Below are 13,270 nucleotides of genomic sequence, written 5' to 3'. Positions count from 1 at the left end.
GCCCCCTCAGCGCGTGCCGCTGCGGGCCGCCGCCGACTGCCCCGGCAGCACGATCCCCTGCGCCTGGGCGGCCTTGCCCGGGCGCAGGGTCCACGGCACGGGAGACGTCTCGGTCAGCCAGCCGTCGGCGACGATGCCGCTCACGACGAGGCCGCGCAGTGAGCGCGAGAGCTTCTTCCAGCCGAGCCCCTTGCACAACTGTCCGTACGAGGGCCCATGACCGTGCTCCGCGCGGAAGGCCACGGTGAACTCGGCCGCCTCACGGCCGCATTCCGGGTGCGCCTCCCGCCACGCGTCGTGGTCACTCGCCGAGGCCCGGGGCGCGGGAACGGGCGAGGGCGCGGACATGAACGCCTTCGCGACCCGGCCGAAGGAGCACCGGCACGAGGAGCACTGCTCGACGGCCTCCACGTGCCGCAGCAGGGCCGGGCTGATGCCGGACTTCCACTCCGCCCACTGGTCCGGGGTGATCTCCACGAGTTCGGCCGCGGCCGCCGCCTCGTTCGCGGCTCTGCGCGCCGCCTCCTCGGCGGCGAGTGCCGCGGCCTCCTCCGGCGTACGGAACATGCCGGCGAGGTGCCCCACCGCCGGGCCGAGCCGGTACGTTCGGCCGGACACCTGCGCCAGGAACCCCTTCTCCAGGAGGACGGCCACGGCCGGGTAGCAGGCGACGGGCAGGTCGTCGGGTGCCTCGCCTACGAGTTCGTCGGTGCAGTACGCCGCGAGGAACAGCGCGGCGAGCCGTGCGGCGGGCGAGGCCTTCTTCACGGGCTTGGCGAGGCGCGTCCGCATGGCCCATCCGGAGACCTTCGACCGCACACCCTTGCCCAGGGGCAGCACGTGCTGCGGCCCCGGCGCCATGTCCGGCACGACGATCCCGGTCGGCTTGTCCGGATCCCCGTCGAGCAGCGAGCCGGGCACCTGCCATCCGGCGGCGACCAGCTCGGCGACGGCCTGCTCCGGGTTGTCCAGCCGCAACGACCGCAGATCGGTACCGGTCAGGTTCCCGACCCCGGTGCGCGCGGCCCGGATCCCGACCACGACGGCGAGGAGTTGTGCGTCGACGGAGGTCAGCGGCAGGCCGACCACGTACGAGAGGAGCTCACGCGCCGCCTCCCCCTGGCGTGGCGTCAGCAGAAAGGGCTGGGGCGCGGGGGGCGGAGGCGGCACAGCGGCGGTCTCGGCCGAAAAGGCAGGCTTGGGCACATCACATCTAACGGTGATCACACCACGGAAGTCACGCGTGACGTGGACCACAATCACCTCGGCGAAGCCGGGGACACGAGCGCGTCGGCGTGGTCGTGGGCCACCGTCACGCCGCCGTGCCCGGGGACCACACGCCGAACCACTGCTCGGCGCCGTACTCCTCGAAACGCTCCACCTCGGTGAACCCCAGCTTCGCCGCGAGGCGCATCGCGCGCGTTGGCGGTCTGGGTGCAGAGCACCACCGGCTCGTCGGGAAGGTTGTCGGCGAACCAGCCAAGTGCCGCCGCGCACGCCTCGGTGGCGTACCCGCGTCCCCACGCCTCGTGTCGGAGCAGGTAGCCGAGCTCGGCCTCTCCGCCGTCCGGGAGCACGTGGCCCGGTCGCTCCGCGTCGCGCCGGTCGAGTGTGACCATGCCGATCATCAACCCGTCCAGATCGATCACGAAGAGCCCCGGCCGCCGCCCGGGCACCTCGGGGACCGAGCGTTCGAGCTCGGCACGCGGCCGAGGACCACCGATGTGGGTGCCCACCTCCGGCGAGGCGAACAGCTCGATGAACGCCGCACGGTCTCGGGCCTCGGACTCGCGCAGCACAAGTCGTTCGGTCGCCATAGGGGCCGGGGGCCACGCGCCTCGTACGGATTCGGCTTCAGCCATGGCGGGCAACCTAGTGCACGAGCGCGTCAGCGGGACGACAGGCGGGCGTTAGCAGAACATGAGCGGCGGGCGAGAAGCTTCATATGTCAGCAGGTCAGGAGGGGGAGCGGCTCGCCGCAGGTTCCTGGCCACGGCTGAACGACCGCACTCGACCCTCCACACACTCGGGGAATTCACATGCGTACGATCCACTCCCGCAAGCGCACCGCCACCCTCGGCGCCGCCGTGACCGCCGTACTCGCCCTCGCCCTCACCGCCTGCGGTGGGGACGGCAGCGGCACGAAGTCGGCCGGCCCGGCGGACAGCGCCGCGAAGAGCACCGCCTCGGCGGGCGCGTCGCAGCCCACCGGCTCGGACACGACCACCACCGACGGCGCGACGACCACCGCCTCGAAGAAGGACGCGTCCCAGACCGGCAGCACGACCAAGACCGGCACCTCGAAGTCCGGCGGCGGCGCCGAGGCGGGCGGCGGCAACACCAGCGACAGCTACGCCTACAAGCACCCCTGCACGAGCGACAACCTGTCGGTGCGGGTGTACCCCCGTGAGGGCTCGGCCACCCAGCAGGTGATCGAGGTCAACAACACGGGCGCGAACTCCTGCGGCCTGAGCTACTTCCCCCGGGTCAGTCTGGGCGCCGAGAACGCCGCGGACCACAGCGGCGACGTCACCCCCCTGGTCCCGGGCGGCCTCGGCGGCGCCCCCGCGTACCCGGTCAAGCCGAAGACCGCCGCCATCGCGGTGATCGACCTCAACCCCAGCGGTGCGGACGGTGCCCTGACCTGGATCAACGAGCTGAACGTCCTGGCCGACGGCGACCACATGCCCAACGCCGAGCAGCTCAACTTCCCCCTCGGCCCCGACGTGAAGGTCCTCGACCCGAAGCTGGGCCTGTACAGCGGTACGGTCGCCGACGCGGTGGCCTCCATGAAGCAGGCCGACTCGAAGTCCTGACCCGCGGCGCGCAGCAGTGGATCGGCGCACGCCCCGAAGACCCCCCGAAAGCCTCCTGGCGGCCGCATACGCCGCCAGGAGGCTTTCGGGGTTCCAGGTGGCGCTTGCGCCGTAATCGATCTCACGGAGCGTGGCCTGCAAGGCCGGAGCGGTGCCGCCTCTCACCGTGCCGGGTCAGGGTCGTTGGCGCCGTACAAGTGCATCACCGAGGTCCGGAACTGACTCGCTGCGACCTGTGCGTCCAGGCGGCCGATGCGGATCTGGTGGTCGGCGGTGTGGCCGAGCGCGATCGTCGCGGCGACCAGCCAACCGGTCTCCAGGTCGGTCGTGAACTCGCCACTGTCACGGCCGCGGCGGATCAGGGCCTCCAGTCGCTGCTCGACGGGCACGTGGCGTGCCGCCTCCTGCTCGGAGTCGGCAGCCGCGTGACTGGACGCCACCTGCTCGGCCAGCAGCGTTCCGGTCGCATCGAGGAACCGGCCGAGGGCTTCGGAGGCGGTGCCGTGCTCGATGTCGGCGGCATCGAGCACGGCGATGGCCCGACGGCTCAACTCGTCGCGCACTGCGGCAAGGAGCACCTCGCGGGTGCCGAAGTGCGCATGCGCGGTCTGTCGCGCCACGCCTGCCGCGGACGCGATCTCGGCCATGCTCGCCTCAGGGCGCTCGGCAAGCGTCCGGATCGCTGCCTCGACCAAGGCCGCACGGTTGCGTCCGACCTCGACCCGCTGACGACGACGCCTTATCTCTGACACGGTTGACAATGCTAACAGTGGACCTTAAAGCTGACAGGCATGTCAGAGATAACTGAAGCGTCGGCGCGCCGCCTGCTGATCGACTACACCCGCGACATGGCCCTCTCCGACGAGGACCCGGCGCAGATCGTGGACCGCACCCTGACCGACGACGTGATCTGGGTGACCGACGGTAGGGAACTCACCCGCGACCAGCTGATCACGCACGCGCCCCCGGCCCGCAAGAACGTCACCGCCTGCGACATGCGCATTGACGATCTCCTCGTCGACGGCCACCGCTTCGCCGCACGCTGCCGCCTCAGCACCGACCACCGCAAACTCGGACACCTGGAGATCGAGTGGGTCCTGATCGGCGAGGTCGCCGAGGACGGACGGGTGCGGCGCATCGACCAGCTGGGCCGCACCCTGGGTAATGCGGACGGCACCGGGTGAAACCGCCGTCGAGTCCCGACCCTGCGATCAACGCGGCGGCCGGCGGGCATCTGCCGCGTCGTCCCGCGGAACCGACCTCACGCGACAGCGCACCGGAGGGCGGAGACGGGGGAGTGAACCGCATGCGCATCCGGCTGGTCCAGGGCCTTGCCCTGCTGTCCACCGGCGCCCTCGCCGGTGCGTTCGGCTACGGAGCCGCCAACCTGGTCCCCACGTTCAACGCCGTACCGCTCGACATGAGGTTGTCCTTCCATGCCCAGTTGATGCAGATGAACGGCATCACCATGCAAGGCGCCATGGGCATGTCGGCGCTCAGTTCCCTCGCGCTTGCCGCCATGACGCGTGGCGCCTTGCGGCGGCTGGCGGGAGGGGCCGGACTCCTCACTGTTGCGTCGTTCCTCATCACCCGTCTCGGCAACGTCCCCATCAACGGCCGGATCAAGCAGTGGGCGGCCACTTCGGCCCCCGCTGATCACGCCGAGGTCCTGGCTCGCTGGGAGGCGTTCAACTATGCACGCACGGGCGCCGCGTTCGCTGCCTTCGCGCTGCTGATCCTTCTCTCCCTGCGCCGAAACCACTCCGCTCAAGATCCAGACGACACCCCCTAATGCCGCATCAGGCAACGTTCGCCCTGTTGTCGACTGCGCGTGGGCGCCCGTCATGGGTGGCCCGCTGCCTGATGCGGGCTATGAGCCCGCGCAGACAGGCGGGTGGGGCACTCGGGCAGGGGGCGAGCACAGGTCTCCGTGATCACGGAGTTGCGACGCTCTGTGATCACTGGGGAGACCTGTGCCCGTTCTTCCAGCATGGCCGACCGGCCCGTTGTGGGACCAATTCACGGCGCTGCTGTGTGCCGTGGGGTCAGCGGCCGATTTTGTCCAGCTCGGCGAGATCGTCGTCGGAGAGCTGGAGTTCCGCACCTGCGACGTTCTCTCGCAGGTGCGCCACCGACGAGGTGCCGGGGATCAGCAGGATGTTCGGCGACCGCTGCAACAGCCAGGTCAGGGCGACCGACATCGGTGTCGCGTCCAGCCGGGTGGCCACGGCCGTGAGCGCGGAGGATTGCAGCGGGCTGAAGCCGCCGAGGGGGAAGAAGGGCACATAGGCGATGCCCTGTTCGGCGAGTTCGTCGATCAGGCTGTCGTCTTGGCGGTGAGCGAGGTTGTACATGTTCTGGACGCACACGATCGGCGCGATCGAGCGCGCCTCTGCGACCTGTGCCGCCGTCGCGTTGCTCACGCCGAGGTGCCGGATCAGCCCCTGCTGCTGGAGTTCGACGAGTGTTTCGAACGCCTCGGCGAGCGAACCGGTCACGGGGCCCTGGGCGTCGCCGAGCCGAAGGTTGACCACATCCAGCGTGTCGAGACCAAGGTTTTCCAGGTTCTCGGTGACGGCCCTGCGCAGCTCTTCGGGCTTGCGCGCCGGGGGCCAGCCGCCCTCCTGGTCCCGGGTCGCGCCGACCTTGGTCACGATGTGCAGCGCGTCGGGGTACGGGTGCAGGGCTTCGCGGATCAGCTGGTTGGTGATGTGCGGCCCGTAGGCGTCGGCCGTGTCGATGTGGGTGATGCCAAGGCCGACGGCCTCGCTCAGGACGGCGAGTGCGCCGTCGCGGTCGGCGGGCGGGCCCATGACCCAGGGGCCGGCGAGCTGCATGGCGCCGTAGCCGAACCGTGTGACGGTCAGGTCGCCCAGGTTCCAGGTGCCGCCGGGCAGCGAGGCGGAGGGCGTGCTCATGGTGTGCCTTTCGTGTCGAGCCAGAGGATGGTGCCTGACGGCTCCTTGCACCACTATTGGTGTGTAGCTTCCTATCGGGAAGTAGGCACTTCCGAGTTCGTAGGGCACCCGCAGGTGAGAGGAAACAGTCCATGGCGACGATGACGGCGGCCCAGCAAAGGGCACAGGCCAAGGCGGAGTACAACGCCTTCGTGGCGGCCTGTCCCAGCCGCAAGCTACTCGACCGAATTTCCGACAAGTGGGTCACGCTGATCCTGGCCGCGCTCGGCAGCGACAGCGCGCATGAGCCCGGCGCCGACTGCACCGGCGAGCCCCGGGTGATGCGCTACTCGGAGCTACAGCGCCTGCTGGCCGGCGTCAGCCAGAAGATGCTCACCCAGACGCTGCGCTCCCTGGAGCGCGACGGCCTGGTGTCCCGCACCGTGGTGCCGACCGTGCCGGTCACGGTCTCCTACGAACTGACCGATCTGGGCCTGTCCCTGTACGAGATGATGCGGGGACTCAAGGATTGGGCCGAGGTGCACATGGACGATGTGCTCGCCAACCGCCAGACCTACGAGACCCGCGTCGTCTGAACCGCAACAGGGTTGCTGACCAGCGGGAACAGTCTGCGCGTAAGAGACTGGCCGATGGGCGGAGCTCAAGGACGTCGCTTGGGCGATCGTCCCAGCGGTGAGTGGCCCAGGCCCGGCGGATCAGGCTACGAACGGTGATGATCGTGTCGATCACCCCCGATCACCGCCGCAAGGGATACGCAGTCGAGGCGACCGAAATCGTCCTCAGCTGCATGTTCGCCGAGCAGCGCTACAACAAGTGCGAGGCGGAGGTCTACGCCTTCAACGACGCCTCCCTTGCCCTCCACCGCAGGCTGGGCTTGGTGGAGGAGGGACGGCTCCGCCAGCATGAATTCTTCGCTGGCAGTCACCACGACGTTGTGCTGCTGGGCATTACCGCCGCGGAACACTGGGCCACACACCAGCGCCCATCGGTGCGGTGATCTTCGCGTCACCATTCCCCGCTCGTACCGTTGCTCGAGGACCAGGTTTTTCGGACGCCCTCGCGTTCTGTGAAATGACGACCACGCCCCGATGGCGAAGTCGCCGAAGCCGCCTCGGAGGCGCGCCTCACCCCGCCGCCCCGGCCCCGTACCGGGGAAACGCGTCCGTCGCGACGACGAGGCCGAGGGGATCCGGCAGCGGGATCCCCTCGCCGTACTTGCCGCCGGGCCCGCTCCTGGTACGCGCCGCCACCGGGCCGCGTATGCAGGGCCCACGTACCGTGCCGGGGGTCGATGACGAGCAGGGCCGCGACGCCCGCGACGGCGTACCAGTCGTTCTTCTGGCTGACGTCGCGGGCCTTCTCCGACTGCGCGATCACCTCGACGGCCAGTTCGGCGTCTCCCGGGTCGATGAGCCAGTCGTCGGACTCCAGAAATGCGGCCGGACACACGGTGAGGTCCGGAGTCACGTAGTCGTCCGGGTCCTCGGGCATCTCGATCGACACGGATTCCGCGGCCACCAGAGCATCGGAGAGCCTCGGCCTGATCTCCTCCTCGAGTCGGTAAATCACGCCCGCGTGCTTGCCGCGTGGGGTCGGAGACATCACGAGGCTTCCTCCCAGGACCTGCACCCGCAGACCCGTCATTTCTTCGATCTGCTCGGCGGTCTCCCGGAGGGTTCCCGGCCGTGGACGCAGCGGACGCGGAACGGACATGTGTCTCGGCCTCCGTCTCGGCGAAGCGGGTGCGGCGCCTGCGGAGCGGGTGCGGGAGGGAGGTCCCGTATCGCGCTCGGCGGCCGTCCCACCGTACTGCGAGAGGTATTCATACGCTTCGGACATCACGCCCCCAGTCGCCCGCAAACCGACACATCTTCACTACACACAGTCACGATAGATCACGCCGCTGACAATCGGGCTCGGCAGTACATTCGACCCACAGGAGCTTGCCGCCCTGCCCGGGAAGCCCGCCGCGCATCGGGTAGGCGCCCCAGCTCTCCGCGTAAAGCGTGACGAGATAGAGGCCGCGCCCGCGTTCGGCGAGTTCCTGCGGCGCATGGGCGCTCCAGCGGAAGGGCGCCGGGATGTGGGGTTCGGTGTCCCGGACGCCGAGCCGGATCCGGCTGCGCCCGGCGTCGCGCATGCGCAGGGAGAACGGCCCCGAGGAGTGCTGGTAGGCGTTGGTGACGAGTTCGCTCGCCAGGAGTTCGGCATTTTCGGTGAGTTCGGACATGCCGTGGACGCGGAGGACGTTACGGAGGGTGGCCCGGGCGACCCCCGGAGCCCGGGGATCCTGCGGGAGTTGGATGGTGTACGTCCAGGGCGGCGATACGGTGGTGCGGACCATGGAAGTCTGTCATTCATGAAGCGGCACTTCGAATGCAGTTCGGCGGCCCCAAGGTCGCCCGTCAGCAGTTGGAACACCTGCTGACACTGAGCGAACTCCCGCACATCTCGGTGCACGTCATTCCGTTCGCCGCCGGGAGCTTCGCGGGGTCGGGCCAGTCGATCTACTACGCGCACGGACCGGTCCCGCAACTCGACACCGTCAACCTCGATCAGTCGCACGGGCCGGTGTTCCTCGACACCGACTCACAGGTGGAGAAGTACCGGGTCCTCCTGAGCCGGATGGAAGCCATCGCCCTCGACCCGGAAGACTCCAGGAACTTCATCCACACCATCGCGCGCTCTCTGTGAAGGGACCCGGTATGACCGCACACGTCTGGCAGAAGTCGTCCTACTGCGCCCAGGGCAACTCCTGCGTGCACGTCGCCACACACGGAGGCACCGTAAAACTGACCGAATCGGGCGACCCCACCGGCGCGATACTCCGCACCACCCCCACCGCCCTCCGCGCCCTCCTCCGCGCGCTCAAGGAGGAGCACCTCGATGACTGACGCCCCCGCAACCCTCACCTGGGTCCGCGCCGCGCCCAAGGACGATCCAGGGCCCGGGCCCTGGATCGAAGTCGCGTTCGGGGCGGACGATCTCGTGTACCTGCGCGAGACCAGCGCCCCCGAGAACGTCGTCACGACCACGCGCGCCAAGTGGGAGCGCTCGCAAAGGGCGTCCGGGCAGGCGAGTTCGACCACTTCGCCGAGCTCTGACACTCAGCAGGCCCGTCCTCGGCACCCCGCAACCGGTTGACTCGGTGGCGTCCGATGAGTTTTTCGTCGTACCGCAGTCAAAGATCACGTTGACGCGTTGCGGTCACGCGTACGACGTACGAACCGCCACGCACTGCCACGCACCACCCGTAACCGCTGACGCACCACACGAGACTCCGAGGATCACCAGATGCGCACCCTGATCAGCACCGCCTTCATCTCCCTCGACGGCGTGATGGAGGCCCCGGGCGGAGAGCCCGGATACCGGAACTCCGGATGGACCTTCAAGGAGGTCGAGTTCCTCCCCGAGGCCTTCGAGATCAAGGGCAAGGAGCAGGGCGAAGCCACGGCGATGCTGATGGGCCGCAACAGCTATGAGGCGTTCAGCCCCGTGTGGCCCGACATGGAGGACTTCGCCGACTACAAGGTCATGCCGAAGTACGTCGTCTCCACCACCCTCACCGAGGACGACCTGGTCTCAAACTGGGGCGAGACCACGATCCTGCGCTCCCTCGACGAGGTCGCCGCACTGAAGGAGACCGAGGGCGGTCCGATCATCGTCCACGGCAGCGCCTCCCTGAATCACGCCCTTTCGGACGCCGGCCTGATCGACCGCTACCACCTGCTCGTCTTCCCGCTCCTGCTCGGCGCGGGCAAGCGCCTGTTCAGCGCCACGGACAAGGACACCCAGAAGCTGAAGCTCGTCGAGCACGAGGCCTACGCCAACGGCCTGCAGAAGAACGTCTTCGACGTCGTCCACTGACAGGGCTCCCTCCCCCATACAGCGGAGGTCCTCCGCGCCGCCGTCCTCCCCTGGGGCATACGGAACAGGCGCGGAGGGCGACGCGACGACCGGGTGCGCGCGACACGCTGAGCGCATGGAGATGGAGACCAGGACCCCCGCCCCGTTCCCCACACCCGCCACCTCAGCCCCCGCCCCGCGCTGGGCCGTGCGGGCTGCGCACCTCGCCGCACTCGTCACCCTCCCGGCGGGCGTCTGGCGCATCGCACTCGTCCTGGGAATCCCGGCGGGGTACACGGCCGAAGGGTTCGCGGCCTTCGAGACACCCGGCGCGAAGGCGTGGATGCTGTTCCTGAGCATGGCGACCGAGTTGCCGACCCTCCTGACCCTCGGCCTGGTCTGCCCGTGGGGCGAAGTGCTGCCGCGCCGGCTTCCGCGCATCGGCGGGCGTACGGTCCACCCGCTGGCCGCGACCGTGCCCGCGCTCGTCGCAGCCTCTGCCTCATCGCGCTGTGGACACCGATGGCGTGGTGGTGGACGTTCCCCCACGCGGACATGACGCACACCGGCCACATCGTCGTGGGGCTGCTGTACCAGCCGCTCGTCCTCTGGGGCCCGTTGCTGGGGGCCGTCGCCGTCGCCTACCACCGCCGCCACCGACAGTCGTGAGAACTGCAAAGGGGAGGGGAACGTTCCGGCGAGTCCCCCTCGTTACGCCTGCGCCGTCCACGTCACCCGCAACCGCCCGAGGAGCATCGTGCCCGAACCCACCCCCGTCACCACCACCGCCCTCCCCGCGCTGTCGCCCCTGACTGCGCAGGCCGAGACACTGATCGGGCTCGGGGTCCACGAGATCGCCGAGCTGTCCGCTGCCGACATCCGCGACTTCGCCAAAGCGGCCGAGGCGGCCCAGGCGAACAGCGACGGCGACGGCGGCGGGCTGCTCGCCGTCCACCCGGACCGCGCCCCCGCATCCGCCCTCACGCCCCTGCTTCGCCGCGACGACAAACCGGGCTTCGTCGTCGTCGACATGCCCGACGTCGACCTCTTCACCCCGATCGACACCCTCACGGTCCCCGACGCACCGCTCTACGTCCTCGACGGCATCGACCGCGGCGACCACATGGCCAACTGGAGCCCGGACGAGGCGCTGCCCGCGCTCACCGCGCAGGACCGCACCCCACTGCTGCTCGCCGAAGGCATCCACTGGGTCCTGCAGCAGCCCGCCGCCCTGGAGCGCAACCACTGCTTCATGACCATCGGCTCCCGGCTTCGCAAGGCCAACGGCACCCTGGACGCGCGTACGCCGGCGCTCTGGATCAGCAACGGAACCGGCAGGGACGGCCGCGAGCGGCGCAACGCCCCCAAGGCCGGCTGGTGCTGGGCGGGCAACCGGCACACCTGGCTCGGCTTCGGCTCCACAACGGGCCGCCGCCTCCCGGGCGCGTAGAGCAGCGGCCGCCCCGACCGGCTGTCACACCCCCTCGCTACGCTCCCCGCATGCCTGCTTTCCGCGACTTCAACTTCAAGCTCCTCGTCATCGAACAGCTCATGTACAACGACGAGACCATCACGCCCGCGTTCCGCATCGCGGACTGCCTGAAGGCCAAGGGGATCGACGACCCGCAGACGTACGCGTACGACAACGACCTCGCCCACACCGTCCTCGCCGAGGCACGTACGTACTTCGAGTCGCTGGAGATCAGCACGGAGCTGCTGGCAACGGTCGAGGAGCTCACCCTCGACGGCGGGCTCGAGGTGTACCAGGAGTGCTCCCCCGTCTGGGACGGCGAGGACGACCTCTACGACGTGGGTTCGCTCGACGACCTCGACCTGCTGCCGAACCTGAAGCTGATCGAGGGGGTCGACAACTGCGGGATGGGCGCCGCGTTCGACGTCGACGTACTGGCGGCCCGGGGGATCGCCGTCGACTGATCCCGGGCGGTGGACTCGCGGTGGCCGACGCCTCGGCGTCGGCCACCGCGAGGATCGCGTACGAGTACCCCTACTCATGCGTCGCACGGACCCGGGCGGGAGACTCCTGACATGACCCTCACAACGCGCCTCGGACGTACCGTCACCGCAGCCACACTGCTGGCGCTCACCGTGACCGCGTGCGGCACCGAGCACTCCGGGCAGCCGCAGGCCCAGTCGCCGATTCCACGGCCGTCGTTCGCGCCCCGGCCGAAGTGCGCCCAGCCCTCCGAAGCTCCCCCGGTGAAGGCGTCCTCCTCCCCCACCACGACCACGACCGCTGCACCGCGGCGCGGAGGCAACGAGGACCAACCGCCCAACTACGCCGACAACCACGCCTACCGCATGTCGGCCGAGCTCAGCCCGGCGCAACGCGCCAAGGGCGAGGCCTCGGCCGGGCTCATCCGGTACGAACTGGAGAAGGCCCGCAAGGAGGGTGATGTCAGCGAGCAGCGGATCGCGGCCGCGCTGGCGCATCTGGGCTGCGGAAAGGAACACGGCGTCTACATCTGGAACGGGCTCTACAGCGTTCACACGGGAGACGTGTGCGTGTCCGGGCAGGTGACGGCGAAGGAACTGAGCATCGAGGTGCACGGCGCCTACGCCGAACCCCAACCGGGAACGGGACCGTGTGTGGAGAACCGGGGCGGCCACTGAGCCGGCCGGGACAGCGGCCACTGACGAGGGATCAGGGCAGCTCGTCCGGACACGTGTCCAGAGACCTCACCGCGGGCATGATCAACAGCATGAAAGCGGGCAAGAGGGACGACACGAGCAGCAGCAGCACAAGGACCGACACGAGAGTCGGGACGAACAACCGCGGGATCAACGCCCCCGGCCGGGTCCTGCACTGGAACTTCTTCATAGGCGGCCACCTGAGCGCCTCCGTACCCGTACGCCTCGTCGAACACACAGCCGAGGGTCAACTGGTCTGGATGGAAACGGGCACCCCGATGTGGCGCACGGCTCTGCCTCGCGGGGCCACACACCTGCGTGACATCGCCCCGCACGAGCGGCCCGCCGAGGGCTATCCCGTGATCGCCGGCCGGTGGCCGATGGGCAGCGCCCTCTTCTACCAGCCGACGGGTGCCGCGCACTCCGTGCTCTGGCTCTTCGGACGCAGGCAGAAGTTCCGCGGCTGGTACGTCAACCTCGAGCGCCGCATCCACCACGGCGACGACATCGACATCGCCGACCACGAACTCGACATCAACGTGGCGCCGGACCGGACCTGGCAGTGGAAGGACGAAGAGTCCTTCGCCGAGAAGACGGGACATCCCGCGTACTGGACCGCGGAGGAGGCAGCGGCCATCAGGACCGAAGGGGCCAGGGTGGCCCGGCTCGCAGAGGCCGGAACGTTTCCCTTCGACGGCTCCTGGTGCGATTTCCGGCCGCCGCGGGCCTGGCGGACCCCGCCCCGGTCCCCGGTCCCCCGCCACCCGCTCCTGTGACCGCGCCCGGCCCGGCCTCCCCTGATGGGTGCGGTTCGGCCCTTGCCGCAGGTCTCGGCCAGGGTGGCGCGATGGCGATCATTGCCCGGCGTCACCCTCCGTGATACACAGAGTAACCAGACGTAAATCCCTCACACACCGATTCGATCCGCAGGTCAGGACGGCCAGACCGGTCATATGTACGAGATCCGGGTAAAGAGAGCCGCCAAGTCGTCGTACGAGAGCAGTTTCATCAGCGAAGATAGAGGGTGACTCGTGCCGTGCG

18 protein-coding genes and 2 pseudogenes are annotated in these 13,270 nt (G+C 69.3%); 14 read left to right on the top strand and 6 right to left on the bottom strand.

Features of this window, described 5'->3' with window-relative positions:
* Positions 1 to 6: 6 nt before the first annotated feature.
* Both ABTX18_RS28265 and ABTX18_RS28260 read right to left on the bottom strand, forming a co-directional pair.
* Positions 7 to 1,170, bottom strand: a complete 1,164-nt coding sequence (locus ABTX18_RS28265; protein WP_352125599.1) for a hypothetical protein — start codon at positions 1,168 to 1,170, stop codon at positions 7 to 9.
* A gap of 142 nt (positions 1,171 to 1,312) precedes the next feature.
* Positions 1,313 to 1,862: pseudogene (locus ABTX18_RS28260) on the bottom strand (GNAT family N-acetyltransferase).
* A 177-nt stretch (positions 1,863 to 2,039) separates the two neighbouring features.
* On the opposite strand from ABTX18_RS28260, the gene ABTX18_RS28255 reads away from it, so the two are divergent.
* Positions 2,040 to 2,816: a DUF4232 domain-containing protein gene (locus tag ABTX18_RS28255; protein ID WP_352125598.1), complete on the top strand. Its 777-nt coding sequence runs from the start codon at positions 2,040 to 2,042 to the stop codon at positions 2,814 to 2,816.
* 161 nt (positions 2,817 to 2,977) lie between these two features.
* On the opposite strand, the gene ABTX18_RS28250 is transcribed toward ABTX18_RS28255, so the two are convergent.
* On the bottom strand, positions 2,978 to 3,568 hold the full coding sequence (locus ABTX18_RS28250) for a TetR/AcrR family transcriptional regulator (RefSeq protein ID WP_352125597.1): 591 nt from the start codon (positions 3,566 to 3,568) through the stop codon (positions 2,978 to 2,980).
* 39 nt (positions 3,569 to 3,607) lie between these two features.
* On the opposite strand from ABTX18_RS28250, the gene ABTX18_RS28245 reads away from it, so the two are divergent.
* Positions 3,608 to 4,000, top strand: coding sequence for a nuclear transport factor 2 family protein (locus tag ABTX18_RS28245; RefSeq protein WP_352125596.1), 393 nt, complete (start codon positions 3,608 to 3,610; stop codon positions 3,998 to 4,000).
* A gap of 122 nt (positions 4,001 to 4,122) precedes the next feature.
* Positions 4,123 to 4,608, top strand: a complete 486-nt coding sequence (locus ABTX18_RS28240; protein ID WP_352125595.1) for an anthrone oxygenase family protein — start codon at positions 4,123 to 4,125, stop codon at positions 4,606 to 4,608.
* A gap of 253 nt (positions 4,609 to 4,861) precedes the next feature.
* On the opposite strand, the gene ABTX18_RS28235 is transcribed toward ABTX18_RS28240, so the two are convergent.
* A complete protein-coding gene (locus ABTX18_RS28235; protein ID WP_352125594.1) occupies positions 4,862 to 5,734 on the bottom strand; it encodes an aldo/keto reductase family oxidoreductase in 873 nt (290 codons plus the stop codon).
* Positions 5,735 to 5,865: 131 nt separating this feature from the next.
* Between ABTX18_RS28235 and ABTX18_RS28230 the strand changes: the two genes are divergently transcribed.
* Complete coding sequence (locus ABTX18_RS28230; RefSeq protein WP_352125593.1) at positions 5,866 to 6,309, top strand: winged helix-turn-helix transcriptional regulator; 444 nt, start codon at positions 5,866 to 5,868, stop codon at positions 6,307 to 6,309.
* A gap of 110 nt (positions 6,310 to 6,419) precedes the next feature.
* Positions 6,420 to 6,731, top strand: a pseudogene (locus tag ABTX18_RS28225) (GNAT family N-acetyltransferase); the annotation flags it as partial.
* A gap of 8 nt (positions 6,732 to 6,739) precedes the next feature.
* On the opposite strand, the gene ABTX18_RS28220 reads toward ABTX18_RS28225, so the two are convergent.
* A complete protein-coding gene (locus ABTX18_RS28220; RefSeq protein ID WP_352125592.1) occupies positions 6,740 to 7,336 on the bottom strand; it encodes a Uma2 family endonuclease in 597 nt (198 codons plus the stop codon).
* 283 nt (positions 7,337 to 7,619) lie between these two features.
* Positions 7,620 to 8,078 (bottom strand): ATP-binding protein, encoded by a 459-nt coding sequence (locus ABTX18_RS28215; protein WP_352125591.1) that lies wholly within the window; start codon positions 8,076 to 8,078, stop codon positions 7,620 to 7,622.
* On the opposite strand from ABTX18_RS28215, the gene ABTX18_RS28210 reads away from it, so the two are divergent.
* The 9 genes from ABTX18_RS28210 (at position 8,060) to ABTX18_RS28170 (ending at position 13,005) form a co-directional block, all read left to right on the top strand.
* A complete protein-coding gene (locus tag ABTX18_RS28210) occupies positions 8,060 to 8,428 on the top strand; it encodes a DUF5753 domain-containing protein (protein WP_352125855.1) in 369 nt (122 codons plus the stop codon). The two genes, ABTX18_RS28215 and ABTX18_RS28210, sit on opposite strands and share 19 nt — an antisense overlap.
* Before the next feature lie 11 nt (positions 8,429 to 8,439).
* On the top strand, positions 8,440 to 8,628 hold the full coding sequence (locus tag ABTX18_RS28205; protein WP_352125590.1) for a DUF397 domain-containing protein: 189 nt from the start codon (positions 8,440 to 8,442) through the stop codon (positions 8,626 to 8,628).
* On the top strand, positions 8,621 to 8,878 hold the full coding sequence (locus tag ABTX18_RS28200) for a DUF397 domain-containing protein (RefSeq protein WP_503061223.1): 258 nt from the start codon (positions 8,621 to 8,623) through the stop codon (positions 8,876 to 8,878). Before ABTX18_RS28205 ends, ABTX18_RS28200 begins: the two co-directional genes overlap by 8 nt.
* Before the next feature lie 150 nt (positions 8,879 to 9,028).
* Positions 9,029 to 9,601: a dihydrofolate reductase family protein gene (locus ABTX18_RS28195; RefSeq protein WP_352125589.1), complete on the top strand. Its 573-nt coding sequence runs from the start codon at positions 9,029 to 9,031 to the stop codon at positions 9,599 to 9,601.
* Positions 9,602 to 9,716: 115 nt separating this feature from the next.
* Positions 9,717 to 10,139 (top strand): hypothetical protein, encoded by a 423-nt coding sequence (locus tag ABTX18_RS28190; protein ID WP_352125588.1) that lies wholly within the window; start codon positions 9,717 to 9,719, stop codon positions 10,137 to 10,139.
* A gap of 198 nt (positions 10,140 to 10,337) precedes the next feature.
* Positions 10,338 to 11,030 carry a DUF5701 family protein gene (locus tag ABTX18_RS28185; RefSeq protein WP_352125587.1) on the top strand — a complete coding sequence of 231 codons (693 nt, stop codon included), beginning with the start codon at positions 10,338 to 10,340 and terminating at the stop codon, positions 11,028 to 11,030.
* Between the two features lie 50 nt (positions 11,031 to 11,080).
* Entirely contained in the window at positions 11,081 to 11,515 is a 435-nt protein-coding gene (locus ABTX18_RS28180; RefSeq protein ID WP_352125586.1) for a DUF6892 domain-containing protein, read from the top strand.
* A gap of 111 nt (positions 11,516 to 11,626) precedes the next feature.
* Positions 11,627 to 12,211 (top strand): hypothetical protein, encoded by a 585-nt coding sequence (locus tag ABTX18_RS28175; protein WP_352125585.1) that lies wholly within the window; start codon positions 11,627 to 11,629, stop codon positions 12,209 to 12,211.
* 89 nt (positions 12,212 to 12,300) lie between these two features.
* Positions 12,301 to 13,005 carry a ribonuclease FAU-1 family protein gene (locus ABTX18_RS28170; RefSeq protein WP_352125584.1) on the top strand — a complete coding sequence of 235 codons (705 nt, stop codon included), beginning with the start codon at positions 12,301 to 12,303 and terminating at the stop codon, positions 13,003 to 13,005.
* Positions 13,006 to 13,270: the final 265 nt, after the last annotated feature.

The sequence above is a fragment of the Streptomyces sp. NPDC096323 genome (genome assembly GCF_040302845.1).
Lineage (GTDB): Bacteria > Actinomycetota > Actinomycetes > Streptomycetales > Streptomycetaceae > Streptomyces.
Note: the sequence above shows the minus strand (reverse complement) of the source record. Positions and strands in the feature narration are given on the sequence as shown.

What these genes read in the sequence shown, in the direction of transcription:
- ABTX18_RS28255 (WP_352125598.1), top strand. Translation starts at nt 2,040, where the DNA reads ATGCGTACGATCCACTCCCGCAAGCGCACCGCCACCCTCGGCGCCGCC.
- ABTX18_RS28245 (WP_352125596.1), top strand. Translation starts at nt 3,608, where the DNA reads ATGTCAGAGATAACTGAAGCGTCGGCGCGCCGCCTGCTGATCGACTAC.
- ABTX18_RS28240 (WP_352125595.1), top strand. Translation starts at nt 4,123, where the DNA reads ATGCGCATCCGGCTGGTCCAGGGCCTTGCCCTGCTGTCCACCGGCGCC.
- ABTX18_RS28235 (WP_352125594.1), bottom strand. Translation starts at nt 5,734, where the DNA reads ATGAGCACGCCCTCCGCCTCGCTGCCCGGCGGCACCTGGAACCTGGGC.
- ABTX18_RS28230 (WP_352125593.1), top strand. Translation starts at nt 5,866, where the DNA reads ATGGCGACGATGACGGCGGCCCAGCAAAGGGCACAGGCCAAGGCGGAG.
- ABTX18_RS28220 (WP_352125592.1), bottom strand. Translation starts at nt 7,336, where the DNA reads ATGTCTCCGACCCCACGCGGCAAGCACGCGGGCGTGATTTACCGACTC.
- ABTX18_RS28215 (WP_352125591.1), bottom strand. Translation starts at nt 8,078, where the DNA reads ATGGTCCGCACCACCGTATCGCCGCCCTGGACGTACACCATCCAACTC.
- ABTX18_RS28205 (WP_352125590.1), top strand. Translation starts at nt 8,440, where the DNA reads ATGACCGCACACGTCTGGCAGAAGTCGTCCTACTGCGCCCAGGGCAAC.
- ABTX18_RS28200 (WP_503061223.1), top strand. Translation starts at nt 8,621, where the DNA reads ATGACTGACGCCCCCGCAACCCTCACCTGGGTCCGCGCCGCGCCCAAG.
- ABTX18_RS28195 (WP_352125589.1), top strand. Translation starts at nt 9,029, where the DNA reads ATGCGCACCCTGATCAGCACCGCCTTCATCTCCCTCGACGGCGTGATG.
- ABTX18_RS28190 (WP_352125588.1), top strand. Translation starts at nt 9,717, where the DNA reads ATGGAGATGGAGACCAGGACCCCCGCCCCGTTCCCCACACCCGCCACC.
- ABTX18_RS28180 (WP_352125586.1), top strand. Translation starts at nt 11,081, where the DNA reads ATGCCTGCTTTCCGCGACTTCAACTTCAAGCTCCTCGTCATCGAACAG.
- ABTX18_RS28175 (WP_352125585.1), top strand. Translation starts at nt 11,627, where the DNA reads ATGACCCTCACAACGCGCCTCGGACGTACCGTCACCGCAGCCACACTG.
- ABTX18_RS28170 (WP_352125584.1), top strand. Translation starts at nt 12,301, where the DNA reads ATGAAAGCGGGCAAGAGGGACGACACGAGCAGCAGCAGCACAAGGACC.